General features: G+C 69.3%; 9 protein-coding genes. 3 read left to right on the top strand and 6 right to left on the bottom strand.

All coding sequences use genetic code 11. The annotated features are described in order from the left end of the window. The first annotated feature begins 19 nt into the window (after positions 1 to 19). From recC to recD, 3 genes are read left to right on the top strand one after another with little or no spacing between them, the layout of a single operon-like run. The gene (recC, locus tag N5C25_RS08300) at positions 20 to 3,367 is read left to right on the top strand and encodes an exodeoxyribonuclease V subunit gamma (protein WP_279936761.1); all 3,348 of its coding nucleotides are present in this window, start codon (positions 20 to 22) and stop codon (positions 3,365 to 3,367) included. After that, on the top strand, positions 3,364 to 7,044 hold the full coding sequence (gene recB, locus N5C25_RS08305) for an exodeoxyribonuclease V subunit beta (protein WP_279936762.1): 3,681 nt from the start codon (positions 3,364 to 3,366) through the stop codon (positions 7,042 to 7,044). Before recC ends, recB begins: the two co-directional genes overlap by 4 nt. Then, a complete protein-coding gene (gene recD, locus N5C25_RS08310) occupies positions 7,041 to 8,924 on the top strand; it encodes an exodeoxyribonuclease V subunit alpha (protein ID WP_279936763.1) in 1,884 nt (627 codons plus the stop codon). Before recB ends, recD begins: the two co-directional genes overlap by 4 nt. Positions 8,925 to 9,391: 467 nt before the next feature. Here the strand turns inward: recD and N5C25_RS08315 are convergent, their stop codons facing one another. From N5C25_RS08315 to N5C25_RS08340, 6 genes are all read right to left on the bottom strand, one after another. Then, complete coding sequence (locus tag N5C25_RS08315) at positions 9,392 to 9,790, bottom strand: hypothetical protein (protein WP_251103024.1); 399 nt, start codon at positions 9,788 to 9,790, stop codon at positions 9,392 to 9,394. 94 nt (positions 9,791 to 9,884) lie between these two features. After that, positions 9,885 to 11,924 (bottom strand): FUSC family protein, encoded by a 2,040-nt coding sequence (locus N5C25_RS08320; protein ID WP_279936764.1) that lies wholly within the window; start codon positions 11,922 to 11,924, stop codon positions 9,885 to 9,887. Between the two features lie 3 nt (positions 11,925 to 11,927). Further along, the gene (locus tag N5C25_RS08325) at positions 11,928 to 13,388 is read right to left on the bottom strand and encodes an efflux transporter outer membrane subunit (RefSeq protein WP_279936765.1); all 1,461 of its coding nucleotides are present in this window, start codon (positions 13,386 to 13,388) and stop codon (positions 11,928 to 11,930) included. Continuing rightward, positions 13,385 to 14,302, bottom strand: a complete 918-nt coding sequence (locus N5C25_RS08330; RefSeq protein WP_279936766.1) for an HlyD family secretion protein — start codon at positions 14,300 to 14,302, stop codon at positions 13,385 to 13,387. Before N5C25_RS08330 ends, N5C25_RS08325 begins: the two co-directional genes overlap by 4 nt. Then, entirely contained in the window at positions 14,299 to 14,508 is a 210-nt protein-coding gene (locus tag N5C25_RS08335) for a DUF1656 domain-containing protein (protein ID WP_010487502.1), read from the bottom strand. The genes N5C25_RS08330 and N5C25_RS08335 overlap by 4 nt, the downstream gene beginning before the upstream one ends. A 107-nt stretch (positions 14,509 to 14,615) precedes the next feature. Next, positions 14,616 to 15,071 (bottom strand): MarR family transcriptional regulator, encoded by a 456-nt coding sequence (locus N5C25_RS08340; protein WP_012481667.1) that lies wholly within the window; start codon positions 15,069 to 15,071, stop codon positions 14,616 to 14,618. Between the last annotated feature and the right edge of the window lie 75 nt (positions 15,072 to 15,146).

Raw genomic sequence — 15,146 nt, forward strand, 5'->3', positions numbered from 1 at the left:
GCCGTGCTGCACACTGTGCATGATGAGTGACCCGGGCAGCGATTTCCGCCTCTACCATTCCAATTCCCTGGACGTGCTGGCCGCGCTGCTGGCGCGCAATGTGCGTGTGCCGGTGCAGGGCCAGCCGCTGCTGGCGCCGGAAGTGGTGCTGATCCCGCAGGTGGCGATGCGGCGCTGGCTGCAGGCGACACTGGCCGCGGAATTCGGCGTCGCCGCCAACCTCCAGTTCCTGACCCCCGGCGAGTTCGTGGCGCGGGCGCTGAAGGCCAACGTCAGCGGCGAGCAGGACGATCTGGACGCGGCCGGCCTGCACTGGAAGCTGTATCAGGCACTGCGCGACCCGGCGCTGCTGGCGCAGCCGCCGATGCGCGCGCTGCAGTCCTATCTTGCCGGCGATGACGCATTGAAACCATGGGCGCTGGCCGGCGAGCTGGCCTCGGTGTTCGAGAAGTACCAGGCCTGGCGCCGCGACTGGCTGCTGCGCTGGGCAGCCGGTGCCGATCCGGCCGACCCTCAGGCGATCCTGTGGCGCACCATCACCCGCGGCCGCGACTACCGCGCCCGCCGCATCCAGGAGTACCTGGACCGCTTCGAAGGCGCCGGCCAGCCCCTGCCGCAGGGCCTGCCGCCGCGCATGTCCGCGTTCGCAACGCTCAACATCTCGCCTGACGTGCTGCGGGTGATGGCCACCCAGGCCCGGGTGGGCGAGCTGCACTTCTATCTGCCCACCCCGGTGCAGTCGTACTGGGGAGATCTGCAGACGCTGGCCGAGCGCCTGCGCAGTGGCGCACCGGATCCCTTCGGTGAAGCGGCCGGCGAGAACCGGCTGCTGGAAGCGTGGGGTGCGGCCGGGCGCGACTTCATGGCGGTGCTGGGCAGTTACGAGGTGGTGCATCCGGCCGGCGAAATCGCCGCCTATTCCGATCCGGAGGAGGACACCGGGCCAAGCCTGGACGAAGGTGGCCTGTCCGACAGCCTGCTGCATCGCCTGCAGCGTGACCTGTTCCACCGTCGCGCGCTGCCCTCGGGTGAACTGCGCGACGGCCTGCGCAGCGACGACCCCAGCCTGCAGGTACACGCCTGCCACACCCGCCTGCGTGAGTTGCAGGTACTTCACGACCAGCTGCGCAGCCTGCTGCAGGACCCGCGCTTCGACCCGCCGCTGCAGGCACGTGAGATCGCGGTGCTGGCGCCGGACATCGATCCCTATGTGCCGTATCTGGAAGCGGTGTTCGGCGGTCGCGGCGGCGAGGAGGGACACATTCCATATGCGCTGGCAGACAGCAGCCCGCTGGCGGGCGAGCCGCTGGCCGATGTGTTCGTGCATCTGCTGGGCCTGCCGGTCTCGCGCTTTGGCCTGAACGAAGTGCTGGACCTGTTGGCCAGCGCCCCGCTGGCCGAAGCGGCCGGGCTGGAAGCGGTGGACTTCGACCGCCTGCATGGCTGGCTGCAGCAGGCCGGTGCACGCTGGGGCCTGGATGCGAAACACCGCAACCAGCACAAGGCACCGGCCGACGACGCCTACACCTGGCAGTTCGCGCTGGATCGCCTGGTACTCGGCCATGCCACCGGCAGCGAGGCCGACGTGGCCGGCGTGGCGCCGTGGATCGAACTGGAAGGCGGTGCGCTGGACGCGCTGGACCGGTTGCTGCGCCTGCTGCGCGTGCTGGCGGTCTACCAGCGACGCCTCGGCGAGCTGCTGACACCGGCGCAGTGGCGGCAGCGTCTGCTGTCGCTGCTGGACGCGCTGCTGCCGACCGCGCCCGGTTCACCCAACAGCCAGCGCGCGCTGGAGCGACTGCGCAAGCTGCTCAACCAGTTTGCCGACGATGCCGCCAAGGCCGGCTTCGAGGACGGCGTGCCGCCTGAAGTGGTCCGCGCACATTTCGCCGGCGCATTGGGCGAGGCCGACACGCGCGCACCGCTGCTGACCGGTGGCATCAGCTTCGGCCGCATGGTGCCGATGCGGCTGCTGCCGTTCCGGGTGATCTGCGTGCTCGGCCTCAACGATGGCGATTTCCCGCGCCGGGACCCGGCCGCGGGCCTCAACCAGCTCACCGCCGAGCTGGATACGCCGCGCCGCCGTCCTGGCGACCGCTCCACCCGCGAGGATGATCGCTTCCTGTTCCTGCAGCTGTTCGCCGCCGCGCAGGAGGTGTTCTATCTCAGCTATCTCGGCGCCGATCCGCGCGATGGCAGCGTACGTGAGCCGTCGGTGCTGGTCAGTGAACTGATCGATGCCGCCGCCGCGTATCACCTCGATCCGCCGGCGGCGGTCCGCGATTTCACCGTGCGCCACGCACTGCAGCCGTTCTCACCGGCTGCCTTCGGCGATGGCGATCCACGTCGCTTCAGCTATCGCCGCCAGTGGCATCCGGCCGCCGGGCGCCTCAGCGGCCAGCGGGGCGACCTGCAGCCGTGGTTCGATGCACCATTGCCGCCGCCGCTCGACGATGCGGTGGAAGACGAGGTCGCACTCGATACCCTGCGTCGTTTCCTGTGCGACCCGGCCGGGCAGTTCCTCGCACAGTCGCTGGGGCTTCGCCTGGCCGACGAGGTCGAGGAGGTGGATGACCTGGAACCGCTGGTGCTGTCCGCGCGCGGGCCGGAAAAGCGCAGTGTGCAGGCGGCGGTGGTACGCGCCACGCTCAGCGGCGATGCCGAGCCGTTGTACCCGCGGCTGCGCGCGCGTGGCCTGCTGCCGTCGGGTCCATTGGGCGAGCGCCAGTTCGAGGTGGAGCAGTTGAAGACACGCCCGTATGCCAGTGCGCTGCTGGGCTGGATGCAGGGCGAACCACTGGAAAGCCGTCGCTACGAAGTGGACATCGATGGCGTGCGCCTGCATGGCCGCGTGGCCGATCGGCATCCCGAAGGGCTGGTGCGCCTGCGTGCCGGCACACTCAATGGCAATGCAGTGATCCGCCACGGCCTGGACTGGCTGCTGGCGAACGCTGCGGGCGATGCGTTGCCGCTTGTGCAGTTCCATGACGGCGGCGATGCCGGTCCCGGTCCGCACGTGCTGCCGGCATTGAGCGCTCCCGCTGCACGCGCAGCACTGCGCGCGCTGCTGCAGCTGCGCCAGCGTGGCCTGCGTGAACCGCTGCGCTTTGCCCCGTATACCGGCTGGGTGCTGTACAACGCGCCGGCAGAAAAGCAGCGCAGCGAAGGCTGGAAGCAGTGGCACGGCAGCGACCGCAGCTGGGGTGAATCCAGCAGCGATGCCTGGCAGCTGCTGCTGCGGGGTGCCGACCCGTTCGCCACCGATGCCGGCTACGCTGACCTGCTGCGCAACAGCCAGGTGGTCTTCAGCGCGGTGCGCGAAGGCCGCGCTCTCGGCACCGAAGCACGCCAGGAGGGCAACGCATGAACACCGCCATGGCCGAAGACGGCATCGAATCCCTCAGCCGCGATCCCTATCTGGCGCTGCCGCTGGAGGGCATCCGGCTGATCGAAGCCAGCGCCGGCACCGGCAAGACCTTCACCCTGGCCACGTTGTTCACCCGCCTGGTGGTGGAGCAGGGCCTGCGCATCGGCCAGATCCTGGCGGTGACCTTCACCGACGCCGCCACCCAGGAACTGCGCAAGCGCATCCGCGAGCGCCTGGCGCTGGCCGCGCGCCTGGTCGACCTGGAAGCGGCCGACGGTGAAGCACCGGAGGTGCGATTGACGCGCGACGTGCTGCAGCGCCATCTGCAGGGCGGCACCGAGAGCGCCGCCGCACTGAAACGCCGCCTGCAGGTGGCCGCAGACGAGATCGACCTGGCGTCCATCTTCACCATTCATGGTTTCTGTACGCGCGTGCTGCGCGAGCATGCGCTGGAAAGCGGCCACACCTTTGATCCGCCGGAACTGCTGGCCAGCGACCGTGAACTGCTGGAGGAGCTCGCGGCCGATCTGTGGCGCGTGCATGCCAACGACCCGGCCACGCTGGAGCCGCTGACCTGGCTGTGGTCGAGCCCCGACGCGCTGGCCGCCGATCTGCGCGCGCTGCTGGCTACGCCGCCTCTGCACCCGCTGCCACGGCCGGTGGCGCTGGCCGATCCACACCCAGCATTGCAGGCCACCGCCGCCGAACTGCAGCAGGCGCTGCGCGAGCATGGCGAGCAGTTCTTCATCGACCTGTGCGATGCCGTCGACAACAAGTGGATCAACGGCGTGTCTTACAAGCTGGGTTGGCTGCACCCGCTGGGCCGGCAGCTGCTGGCCTGGGCTGGCCGCGCCGACCCGCGCGAGCTGCTGGCCGGCGATCGCCTGCCGGCACTGCTGCCGGAGGTGCTGGCCAGCAAGACCAACAAGAAATTCGCCGAGCGCACGCCGTCGTCGCCATTGCAGGCACCGTTGGCGCGCTATGTCGTGCTGCTGGCCGAACGCGATGCCTGGTTGCGTGCCACCGCATTGAATTTCCTGCACGCGCTTCGCGCCGACGCCACGCAGCGGCTGCAGGCACTGAAGCGCGTCCGCCGGGTGCAGACCTACGACGATCTGATCGATGGCGTAGCGCTCGCCCTGGAAGGCCCGCAGCGACTGACGCTGGTCAGGCAGTTGCGCGCGCAGTACCGCATCGCGCTCGTTGATGAGTTCCAGGATACCGACGATCGCCAGTGGGGCATCTTCCACACCGTGTTCGGTGATTCGCCGGAGGTGCGCGAGCTGGGCCTGGCACCGGCGTTGTTCCTGATCGGCGACCCCAAGCAGGCGATCTACGGTTTCCGCGGCGGTGATATCCACACTTACCTGAAGGCCAAGCAGGTGGCGCAGCAGGCGCCGGTACTGGACCAGAACTTCCGCTCGCGACCCGCTGTGCTGCGCGCGCTGCAGGCGCTGTACGACAACGCTGGCGAAGACGCCTTCCTCGAACGCGACATCCAGTTCGAGCCGGTGCGGCCCGGTGGCGTGCGCAGCGATGCGGACTACCAGCGCGACGGCCATGCCGCCGCGGCGCTCACCCTGCGCGTGCTGCGCAGTGGCGGTGACAAGGCGATGAGCGCCGATGCCTCGCGCGATGCGGCGACCCAGGCCTGCGTGGCCGCGATTCACCAGATCCTGGTCGAGGCGCGTGCGGGCAATGCCGTGTTGCGTGGGCGCCCGGTGCAGCCCGGTGACATCGCGGTGCTGGTGCGCTCGCATCGCGAGGCCACCCTGGTGCAGCGCGCACTGGCCGCGGTCGGCATTCCGGCAGTGGCAGCCGGCAAACAGAGCCTGTTTTCCACGCCTGAAGCGCGTGATCTGCGTGCGCTGCTGCTGGCACTGCTGCAACCGGCCGACGAGGGCCGCCTGCGCGCAGCGCTGGCCACGGTACTGCTCGGCCAGCGCGCAAGTGCGATTGCGGCGATGGAACGCGACGGCGACCTGCAACGCGGGTTCCAGGCGCAGCTGCTGCACTGGCGAGAGCGCTGGCAGCGCGGCGGGCCGTTCGCGGTGATCGCCGATGTCTGTGCCGCGCAGGGCGAGCGTCTGCTGGCGCTGATCGATGGCGAGCGCCGCCTCACCAATTACCTGCAGCTGGGTGAACTGCTGCAGGAAGCCTCCGCGCAGGCGCTGGGCATGCATGGCCTGCTGGACTGGCTGCAGGGACACATGGCCAGCGCCGACCAGGATGACGAGCAGCAGCTGCTGCGCCTGGAATCGGATGCGCGCCGCGTGCAGATCATCACCCTGCACAAGAGCAAGGGCCTGGAGTATCCGCTGGTGTTCCTGCCCTTTGTCGGCATCGACGGCGGCGCACCGAACACCGCCTCGCACTGCACGGTGCATGTGGGCGGCCAGCGCCAGCTGCACTGGAAGCTGGACAAGGACGAGGCCTGGGAAGCAGCTACGGCGCAGCGCGAACGCGAGCAGCGCGCCGAGGATGCGCGCCTGCTGTATGTGGGACTGACCCGCGCCGAGCATGCGCTGTGGATCGCCGTGGGTGATCTGGCCGGGCTCGGCAAGACGCGGCTGGCGCCGCTGCTGGGTGACCTGCAGGCGCTGCGCGCGCTCGCCGATGTGCACATCGATGACAGCGAGGCGCCGGCCACGCTGCCGCAGCTGGCGGCCGAAGTGGAAGGTGAGCTTCCAGCCGTGCGTGCACTGACCCGGCGCGTGCCGCACGACTGGTGGGTCTACAGCTTTACCCAGCTGGCCCACGCAGATGCAGGCGTTGGCAGCGATATCGAAGCGGCCGCCACCGAGCTGCCGGCACCGGCCGCCGACGAACCGGCCGGCCCGGAACTGCCATTGGAACCGGCGCTGCCTGAACCCACCGCGGCCGCCGAGGACAACGCCCCGCTCGATCCGCGCTTCATGGGCAGTCGCTTCGGCAACGTGCTGCATGAGGCAATGGAGAACGTCGACTTTGCTGCATGGGCTGACTGGCAGCCGGGGCTGGAAGCGCCCGAGGGGCAGGCCGAGGTACTGCGCAAGGCGCTGCACGACGAAGGCTATGCCGACGTCGACCTGGACGACGGCGTGGCGGTGCTGGTGCCGCTGGTTGGCCACACCCTGACCGTGCCGCTGCCCGAAGGCGGCGCGCTGCACAGCCTGGGAGAAGGCGAGCGCCGCGCCGAAATCGACTTCCATTTCGCCATCGAACCAACCACGGTGCCGGCCCTGCTGCAGGTGCTGCATGCGCACGGCATTTCCAGTGGCCGGCGCGGCTTCGGCCAGCGCCGCCGCCTGGAAGGGCTGATGACCGGCATGATCGACCTGACCTACGTGCGCGACGGGCGCTGGTACGTGCTCGACTACAAATCCAACCGCCTGCCCGGCTACAGCCCGGACCTGCTGGCCATTGCCATGCGCCACAGCGAATACGACCTGCAGGCGCTGATCTACACCGTGGCCCTGCATCGCTGGCTGCGCTTCCGCCTGGGCGCGGCCTACGACTACGAGCGCGACATGGGCGGCATCCGCTACCTGTTCTGCCGCGGCCTGGATGGCACCGGCAACGGCGTGCACGTGGACCGCTTCCCGCTGGCGCTGGTGGATGCGCTGGATGCGTTGTTCGCCGGTGGCGAACAGGCCCAGGCCGAACTGGCCGCACGTGCGCGGGGGGCCAGCGCATGAGCCTGCTGAAGGAACTGCACCAGAAGGGCCAGCTGCGCACTCTCGATCATGCATTGGCGACCAGCCTGCAGCGGCTGCGCGACGACACGCCCGAGAGCGTGGCGCTGGCTGCCGCGCTGGCCTCGCTGGCGGTGTCGCAGGGCCATGCCGGGTTTGATCCGGCACAACCGCAGCGGTTGCTGGACGGCGTGCCCGAGTGGCCTGCCGCGCAGGACTGGCTGGCGCAGCTGCGCGCATCGCCGTGGGTAGCGACGCCGGAGCAGGCCGATGCCATCGCCGAGGATGCGCCGCTGGTGCTGGAGAACGGCCTGCTCTACCTGCGCCGCTATCGCGAGTACGAGCGGCAGTTGGCGGCTGGGCTGCAGCGCATCGGCCGGCATCTGCTGCCGGCGCCGGACATGACGGCGTTGGCGCCGCTGTTCGCGCAGCTGTTCCCGCAGGCATTGAACAGTGAAGATCACCAGGCACGCGCAGCCGGCGTGACCCTGCGCCATCCGCTGGCACTGGTCACCGGCGGCCCCGGCACCGGCAAGACCACCACCATCGCGCGCCTGTTGCTGCTGCTGGCGGCGCAGGCCCGTGCCGCCGGCCAGCCGCTGCCCGAAGTGGCGCTGGCCGCGCCTACCGGACGCGCCGCCGAGCGCATGGCCGAGAGCCTGCGTCTGGCCGTGCAGCGCCTGCAGGAGAACGGCGTGGACCCGGCGCTGTGCGCGGCATTGCCCAGTACCGGCACCACCCTGCATCGCCTGCTCGGCGTGATTCCCGATTCACCGCGCTTCCGCCACCACGCTGATAATCCACTGCCGGTGGATGTGGTAGTGGTCGACGAAGCGTCGATGATCGATCTGCCGATGATGGCCAAGCTGGTTGACGCGGTCGCCAGCGGCACGCGGCTGATCCTGCTCGGCGATCCCGATCAGTTGCCCTCGGTCGAGGCCGGTGACGTGCTCAGTGCGATCCTGCGTGCCAGCGGTGATGGCATCGGCACCCGCGCCGATGATGCGCAGGCACTGCAGGGTCTGCTGCTTCCGGCTACGCTGCAGCCGCAGGCGGCACCACGCGCCTTCGCTGGCCGCCGCGTGCAGTTGCAGCGCGGTTACCGGCAGAGCGATGCGCTGGACCTGGCACCGCTGGCGCATGCCGTGCGCGACGGCGACAGCAGCGCCGCATTGCAGCTGCTGCGCGGTGGGTCGCTGGCAGGCGTGCATTTCCACGAAGGCGAGGCCGATCCATTGCGCGGCCAGCGCGAGCACCTGCTGGGCCACTGGCGTGCACTGGCAGACGCGGCCGATCCAGCGCTTGCCCTGCAGCAGGCCGGGCGCCTGCGCGTGCTGACCGCGTTGCGCGAAGGCCCGCAGGGTGCGCGCGGGCTCAACAGCCGCATCGAACAGCTGCTGGCCGGCAACACCCCGGGCTACTTCCAGGGTCGCCTGCTGCTGGTGACCGAGAACAGCTACCGGCACCGCCTGTTCAACGGCGATATCGGCATCTGCCTGCGCGATGGCAGCGGCGCGATGGTGGCCTGGTTCCCCGGCGACAGCGTCGACCAGCCGCGCGCCTTCCACCCGGCCGCACTGCCCGCGCACGAAAGCGCCTTTGCGATGACCGTGCACAAGGCACAGGGCTCGGAGTTCGATGAAGTGTGGTTGCAGCTGCCGCGCCAGGACAGCCGCGTGCTGTCGCGCGAGCTGGTCTACACCGGCCTCACCCGCGCCCGCCAGGTGCTGCATGTGGCGGGTAGCGCAGAGGTGCTGCAGGCCGCATTGAAACGCCACGCCAGCCGGTTGGGTGGCCTGGCCTGGCGGTTGGGTGCGGAAGAAGTGATCGAAGCACCATCGACACTGATCGAAGAACCGACGGTGCAGGGCCAGCTGTTCTGACGTCAGTCCTTCCAATCCCTCCAATCCCTCCAATCACAACGCGCACCTTCATCCACGCATGGCGTGGATCCACCGTGTCGACCAAGGTCGACACCCACCAGAGCAATGCGTCGTTCCGACAGCTCGCGGGAAACTGTCGAAGGCGGGGTGGGTCCGTGTGCGGGGGCGTGAGCCGCATGGGCCCGAGGCATGCCTCGGGCGGGTTGGGCAGGACGCTTGCCGTGTGCGCAGGACAGTGCACACGAGCAAGCGGCGACCGAGCTTACATGGGTGAGGGCGCTTTGCTTGCGAAGCACTGCTTCGAAAGCGCCCGAACGCACAGCCGCCAGCGGCTGGGCCGGGCCCCGGAGGGGGACTTGCAGCGTCCCCCGCAACCGGACCCACCCCGCCAACCTACGGAATGCAGGCTTCTGCCGTTGACGTTGACGTTGATTCGGCAGGTGCAGGGCGCAGCCCTGCCGCCCCCGTCATTCCGCGATCAACACCAACCCATCCGGGAACACGATCGCCGCTTCATCGGCACTCACATCGAAGAAGCCCACGCCGTGTTTCTCGGCCAGGTCCTGCACGCGGCCGTGCGCGCGCTCGGCCACCGAGTACGCGAACGCGCCATAGATCACCTCGCGGCCGATGCTGTACTCGGTCACCTCGGCACGGTCGTCATCGTCGTTGCTCAGCGGCCCGTTCAACGGCGGGAAGTCCTGCGCCATCTCCGCGAACCACGCCTGCAGCGCCGGGCTGCTGACCGCCGGGTCGTCGTACTCGTGGCGCTCGTTCCACTGCGTCTGCTTTTCGAACCAGGCGATGAAGGCCCCCGCCTCGCGCGGGGCAACGCTGGCGTCGAACACCATCATGTCGTAACTCATTGGAGCTTCCTGTGCAGAGCCGGGGTCAGCGCCTTCGCCCGCGGCGAAGGATCCGACCCCGGCAACGGGGTCTGTGGACGCACAGGGTATCGCGCTACGGCTGTTCGGCTGCACTCATCGCCAAGCCCGGCGCCAACGCTTTGGCCTCCGGGAACAGCGCGAAGCGCAGGCCGATCAGGCCCATCAGCGCCTCGTCGCGCGCCTTGCAGGCGGCCACACTGCCGACCCGTGCCAGCGAGGTATCCAGCCGCTCGCGCAATGCGTCGGCTGCCACCATCGGCTTGCGCGCGGCGATCTGCCGGCGGTAGTGCACGGCCACCTCTTCCAGAATGTGCTCGACCGCCTCACGGCTGCGCTCGGGCAGTTCCAGCCGGGCGCGGCGCAGCTGCAGGATGTTCAGGCCGATGCGTGCTTCGTTGAGCATGTCCACCGAGGCGATGTCGCTGCCCTCCGGCGTCGCCGCCAGGCGCGGGGCGAGCAGGCCCAGCAGGTCGAGCATGCGTGCGGCGAAGCGCTGCCGATCCTGCTGGCCGCGTCCTTCGGCGGCTTCGGCCAGCGTGGTCCAGCCCTGCCGCACCAGCCGGCGTGCGGTCCACTCGGCACCCACCGAACGGAACAGGCGGGTCATCACCACTGCAAAGCCAATGCCGATGAACATCGCGATCGACGAGTTGAGGAAGGTCTGGATGTTGGCGCTGTAGGTGTTCTGCAGGCTCAGCAACGCAGCCAGGTTGACTGTCAGCGGCAGCGCGAACAGCGCGCTCTTGGGGTGGTGCAGCATCAGCCCCAGCGGCAGGAACGCCACCGCCAGCACCAGCGCCAGCAGGCCGAAGTCGTGCACGGCCGGGAACACGCCGAACAGGTACACGCCGGCCACAACCGAGGCGACCATCGCCCACACGAGGAACTGCACCATGCTGGGGGCCGGATCGTCCTGTGCGGCGAAGAATGCGGCAGTCACCGCCGCCATCATCGCGCCGTTGCCACCGCCCTCCCAACCGAGCGCGATCCACAGTACGCAGTAGCTCATCAGTGCCACGCCGGCACTGAGCGCGGAGAACAGTGCCATGCCGTAGTCGACGTGCCTGTCGGCGGCCACCCGTTCGGTGCGGATGCGATAGTGCGCGCGGTCCAGCGGCGCGGTGCCCTGATCGATTGCGTGCTGCAGGGTGCGGCAGTCCTGCCACAGGTCCACCAGCTCCTCCAGGCGCAGCAGCAGGCTGGCCAGCTGCAGGTGCTGCAGGTCGCGGTCCACCTGCGGCTTCAGCGCGCTGATGCGCGCGCGCAGCCGCGCGTACTCACTGGCGTTGGTCGGGCCGTCCAGCCAGTCGTGGATGTCATCGACCAGCGCCGGCAAACCTTCAGGCAGGGCCTGGCCATCGCTGCGCAGCGCGCTCAGGCGGTCAGCAATCGAGGACAGCACCGGCAACAGCAGCAGCATGCGTTCGCGCAGCCGCTCCATCGACACTGCCGAACCGGCATGGCGCGGGTCGTCGCGGCGCAGGAACTCGATCAATGCCTCGAACTGCACCAGGTCGGCGGCCAGCCGGTTGCGTGGCGCATGCGCGCGGCCACGTTCAAGGATCTGCCGGCACCACTGCGCGGCGTCCTCCATCCACGTGCCGATGCGCGCACGCAGCATCGGCCGCACCGAGGCCGGGAACAGCAGCGACGCGAACAGCACCGCCACCACCGTGCCGAGAATGATCTCCTCGCTGCGTGCCACCACCGTGTCGAAGATGGTTTCCGGCGAGGTCACCGCCGGGAAGCCGATGAAGGCGGTGGTGTAGCCGGCCAGCAGGAACGCATAGCCACGCGGGCCGCGGTTGAGCAGCGCCATGAACAGGCAGCCGGCCAGCCAGATCGACATCGCCGCACTCAGCACCAGCGGCGTTTCCACCAGCGCCGGCAGCACCAGCAGCGTGGCCAGGCCGGCCACCAGGGTGCCGACGATGCGGTACACGCCCTTGGCCCGGGTCGGGCCCAGCAGCGGCTGGCTGACGATGTAGACCGTGCCCATCGCCCAGTACGGGCGCGACAGGTTGCCGGCCATGGCGATGTACAGCGCGGTCACCGCGGCCAGGTAGGTCTTGATCGAGAACAGCCAGGCCTGGCGGTCGGTCAGCGCGTTCATGGCTTACTTCGCTGCGGTCGAGGCGTTGGGCGCGGTGGCGCTTGCCTGCCAGCCACCGCCCAGCACCAGGAACAGATGGATCTGGTCGCGCGAGACCTGCGCTTCGGCAGCGGCCAGGGTGGCATCGCTGCTGGCCAGGCTGCGGTCGGCATCCAAGCTGGACAGGTACGGCGTGCGGCCGCCCTGGTACAGCCGGCGGTTCTGCTCGGCAGCCAGTGCGGCCTGTTCCTGAGCGATGCGCAGCGACTGCAGCCGGCGCAGGTCCTGCGCATAGCGGTCCAGCGCGGTCTGGGTCTCGCGCAGCGCCTGCAGGACCGTGTGGTCGAACTCGGCCAGCGCCGCGTCGGCACCGGCTTCGGCGGCGTGGATGCGCGCGTGCGTGCCCGACGACGGCAACGTCCACGAAATCAGCGGGCCGATCGACCATTGCTGGGTCATCGGCGTGCCGAAGTCTTCCAGCAGGCCGGCGGCACCCACCGAGGCACCCAGGCGGATGTCCGGATACAGTTCGGCGGTGGCCACGCCAATGCGCGCGGTGGCCGAGGCCAGCTTGCGTTCGGCCTGGCGCACGTCCGGGCGGCGCTGCAGCAGCGCACGGCCATCACCGACCGGCAGGGGCTGCGCCAGGCCGGGGGCGTGTGCACAGTCGATCACGCCAGCCGGCAGCTGGCCCGGGGTCTGCCCGAGCAGGGCGGCCAGCGAATAAGCGGCCGCCGAGCGCTGCGCATGCAGCGGCGGCAGTGCAGCTTCCAGCAGCGCCACCTGGGCATTGGCGCGGGCCAGCTCCGGCGGCGTGCCACGGCCAGCCGCGATCAGGCGCTCGGTAACGGTGCGGCTGCGCTGTTGCAGCTGCAGCGAATGCTCGGCCACGTGCAGTTCGTGGTTGGCATGGCAGATTTCCAGGTAGCTGTCGGCCACCTGGGCGACCACACTGACCTGGGCCAGATCGCGTGCCGCCGCCACCGACTGCTCGTCGGCACGCGCCGCTTCGGCGCCGCGCTTGAGCTTGCCGAACAGGTCGAACTGGTAGCTGACCGCGAACTTGCCATCGGCCAGGTTGATCACCGGCAGCTCGTGCTCCTGCAGGAACGATTCGGCCGACAGCTGCGCGCGGCTGACGCCGGCCTCGGCCTCGTACTCGAAGCCGCCGGCGTCCAGCGCCTGTTCGTACACGGCGGCGGCGCGGCGCAGGTGCGCATCGGCGGCCTTCAGTTCCACGTTGTCACGCAGCGCCTGGGTGATCAGCCCGTCCAGCACCGGGTCGTTGTACAACGACCACCAGCGGTCGGGCAGCGCCTGGTTGGCGGCCACCTGCGGGTTCTGCGTATCGATGAAGGCCGCATTGGCCTCCGGGCGCTTGAACGCCGAGCCTTCCGGCAGCGCGTAGTCCGGGCCGACGGTCCTGCACGCGGCCAGGCTGGCCAGCGCGACGATCAGGCCGAGACGGGGCAGGGTGGCGTTCACAGGCCCGCCTGTGTCGGCGCGGTGCCGACCTTGTCTGCATGCTTCGTGCTGTTGGTCTGTACGGTCACCGTGGCGGTACGGCCGGCAATCAGCTCAACGCCCTTTGGCACTTCGTCGATCGCGATGCGCACCGGAATGCGCTGCGCCAGGCGCACCCAGTCGAAGGCCGGGGTCACGTTCGGCAGCAGGGTGCTGCCGTTGCTGCGGTAGCGATCCTCGATGCCGGCGGCGATGCTCTCGACATGGCCGCGCAGCGGCGCCGATTCGCCCATCAGGCGGATGTCCACGCGCTGCCCCGGGGCCACGCCGCGCAGGCGGGTTTCCTCGAAGTAGCCGTCGATGCGGAACGAGCCGGTGTCCAGCAGCGCCAGCACCGGCTTGCCGGCCACCACGTAGTCGCCCACGCGCATGGTGCGGTCGTTGACCCGGCCATCGGCCGGTGCGCGCACCTCGGTGCGGCCCAGGTTGAGCTCGGCCAGGTCGACCGCCGCCTGTGCGGTGCCCAGCGCAGCCTGTGCAGCCTGCAGCTTGGCGCGGCGCACTTCGGCGTCCTCGGCGGCGACCAGATCCTGCAGGCTGCGGTCACGGCCGATTTCGCGGCGCAGCTGCGCCACCGAGGCCTGGCGCTCGGCCAAGCTGGCCTTGGCCTGTTCCAGCGCGATGCGGTAGCGCGCGCGGTCGATCACGAACAGCACGTCGCCCTTCTTCACCGCCTGGTTGTCGGCCACGTTCACCGTTTCCACCAGCCCGGACACGTCCGGTGCCACCTGCACCACGTCGGCACCGACATGGGCGTCGCGGGTCCACGGCTCATCCATGTAATAAACCCACAGCTGGCGCAGCACCAGCAGGGCGATGATCACGGCTGCGCTGGTCAGCAGCACCGGCAGGGTCTTCTTCACGATCTTGTTCACGATTGCATCCAACGCAGGAGGTGGAACAGCAGGCCCAGCACGATTCCGTACAGCGCCAGGTTGAACAGCGCCGGGTGCCATACGTGGCGATAGGCGCCGGCACGCTGCAGCAGCGCGTGCAGGCCGCTGTTGACCAGGTAGGCCAACAACATCAGCCCGAGCAGGGTCGGGACGAACACTCCATGGAGACTGAATTCACCGGGCATCGGAAGGGGCGGGGGCGAGGTGGGGGAGGGGAGGGACAACAGAACAACGGCAACGGGCAAAAGCCGCTGGCGTGTGCACGGCAGCGGCGGTGTTCGGGGCAGCGGTCTTACGTGATGCGGTCGGCGGCCTCGGCCAGCAGGCGCCATGCCTTCAGCACGGCGTGCAGTTCATCCATGGAAAGCTCGCCGAACACGTCCTGGCGCAGGCCGATCAACTGGTCTTCCAGCTCGCTGACCAGCGCATGGCCCGCGTCGGTCAGCCACAGCAGGTTGGCGCGGCGGTCGCTGGCGTCGCTCTCGCGGCGGACCAGGTCGCTGGCGCACAGCTTGTCCAGCAGGCGCACCAGGGAAGGACCCTCCATGCCCAGCTGCTGGGCCAGGGCCACCTGGCGGATGCCACCGCCGGAGCGGCCGATCATCAGCAGGGGCATGGTGCAGGCGGTGGAGATGCCGTAGCTGCCGAGCCGACTGTCGGCCAGGCGCTGCCACTGCCGCCCTGCGTACAGCAGGCCGGAGCTGAGCTGCATCTGCAGCACGGTGCGCTCGTCGAGGGGTCGGTCCATAAGAGATAGATAGGATACTACTAATTTCATTCCTATCAATGGGTTTTTATGAATGGGTGGGTGTGTTGAGGAAAG

This window comes from Stenotrophomonas sp. GD03958 (assembly GCF_029839005.1).
Lineage (GTDB): Bacteria > Pseudomonadota > Gammaproteobacteria > Xanthomonadales > Xanthomonadaceae > Stenotrophomonas > Stenotrophomonas hibiscicola.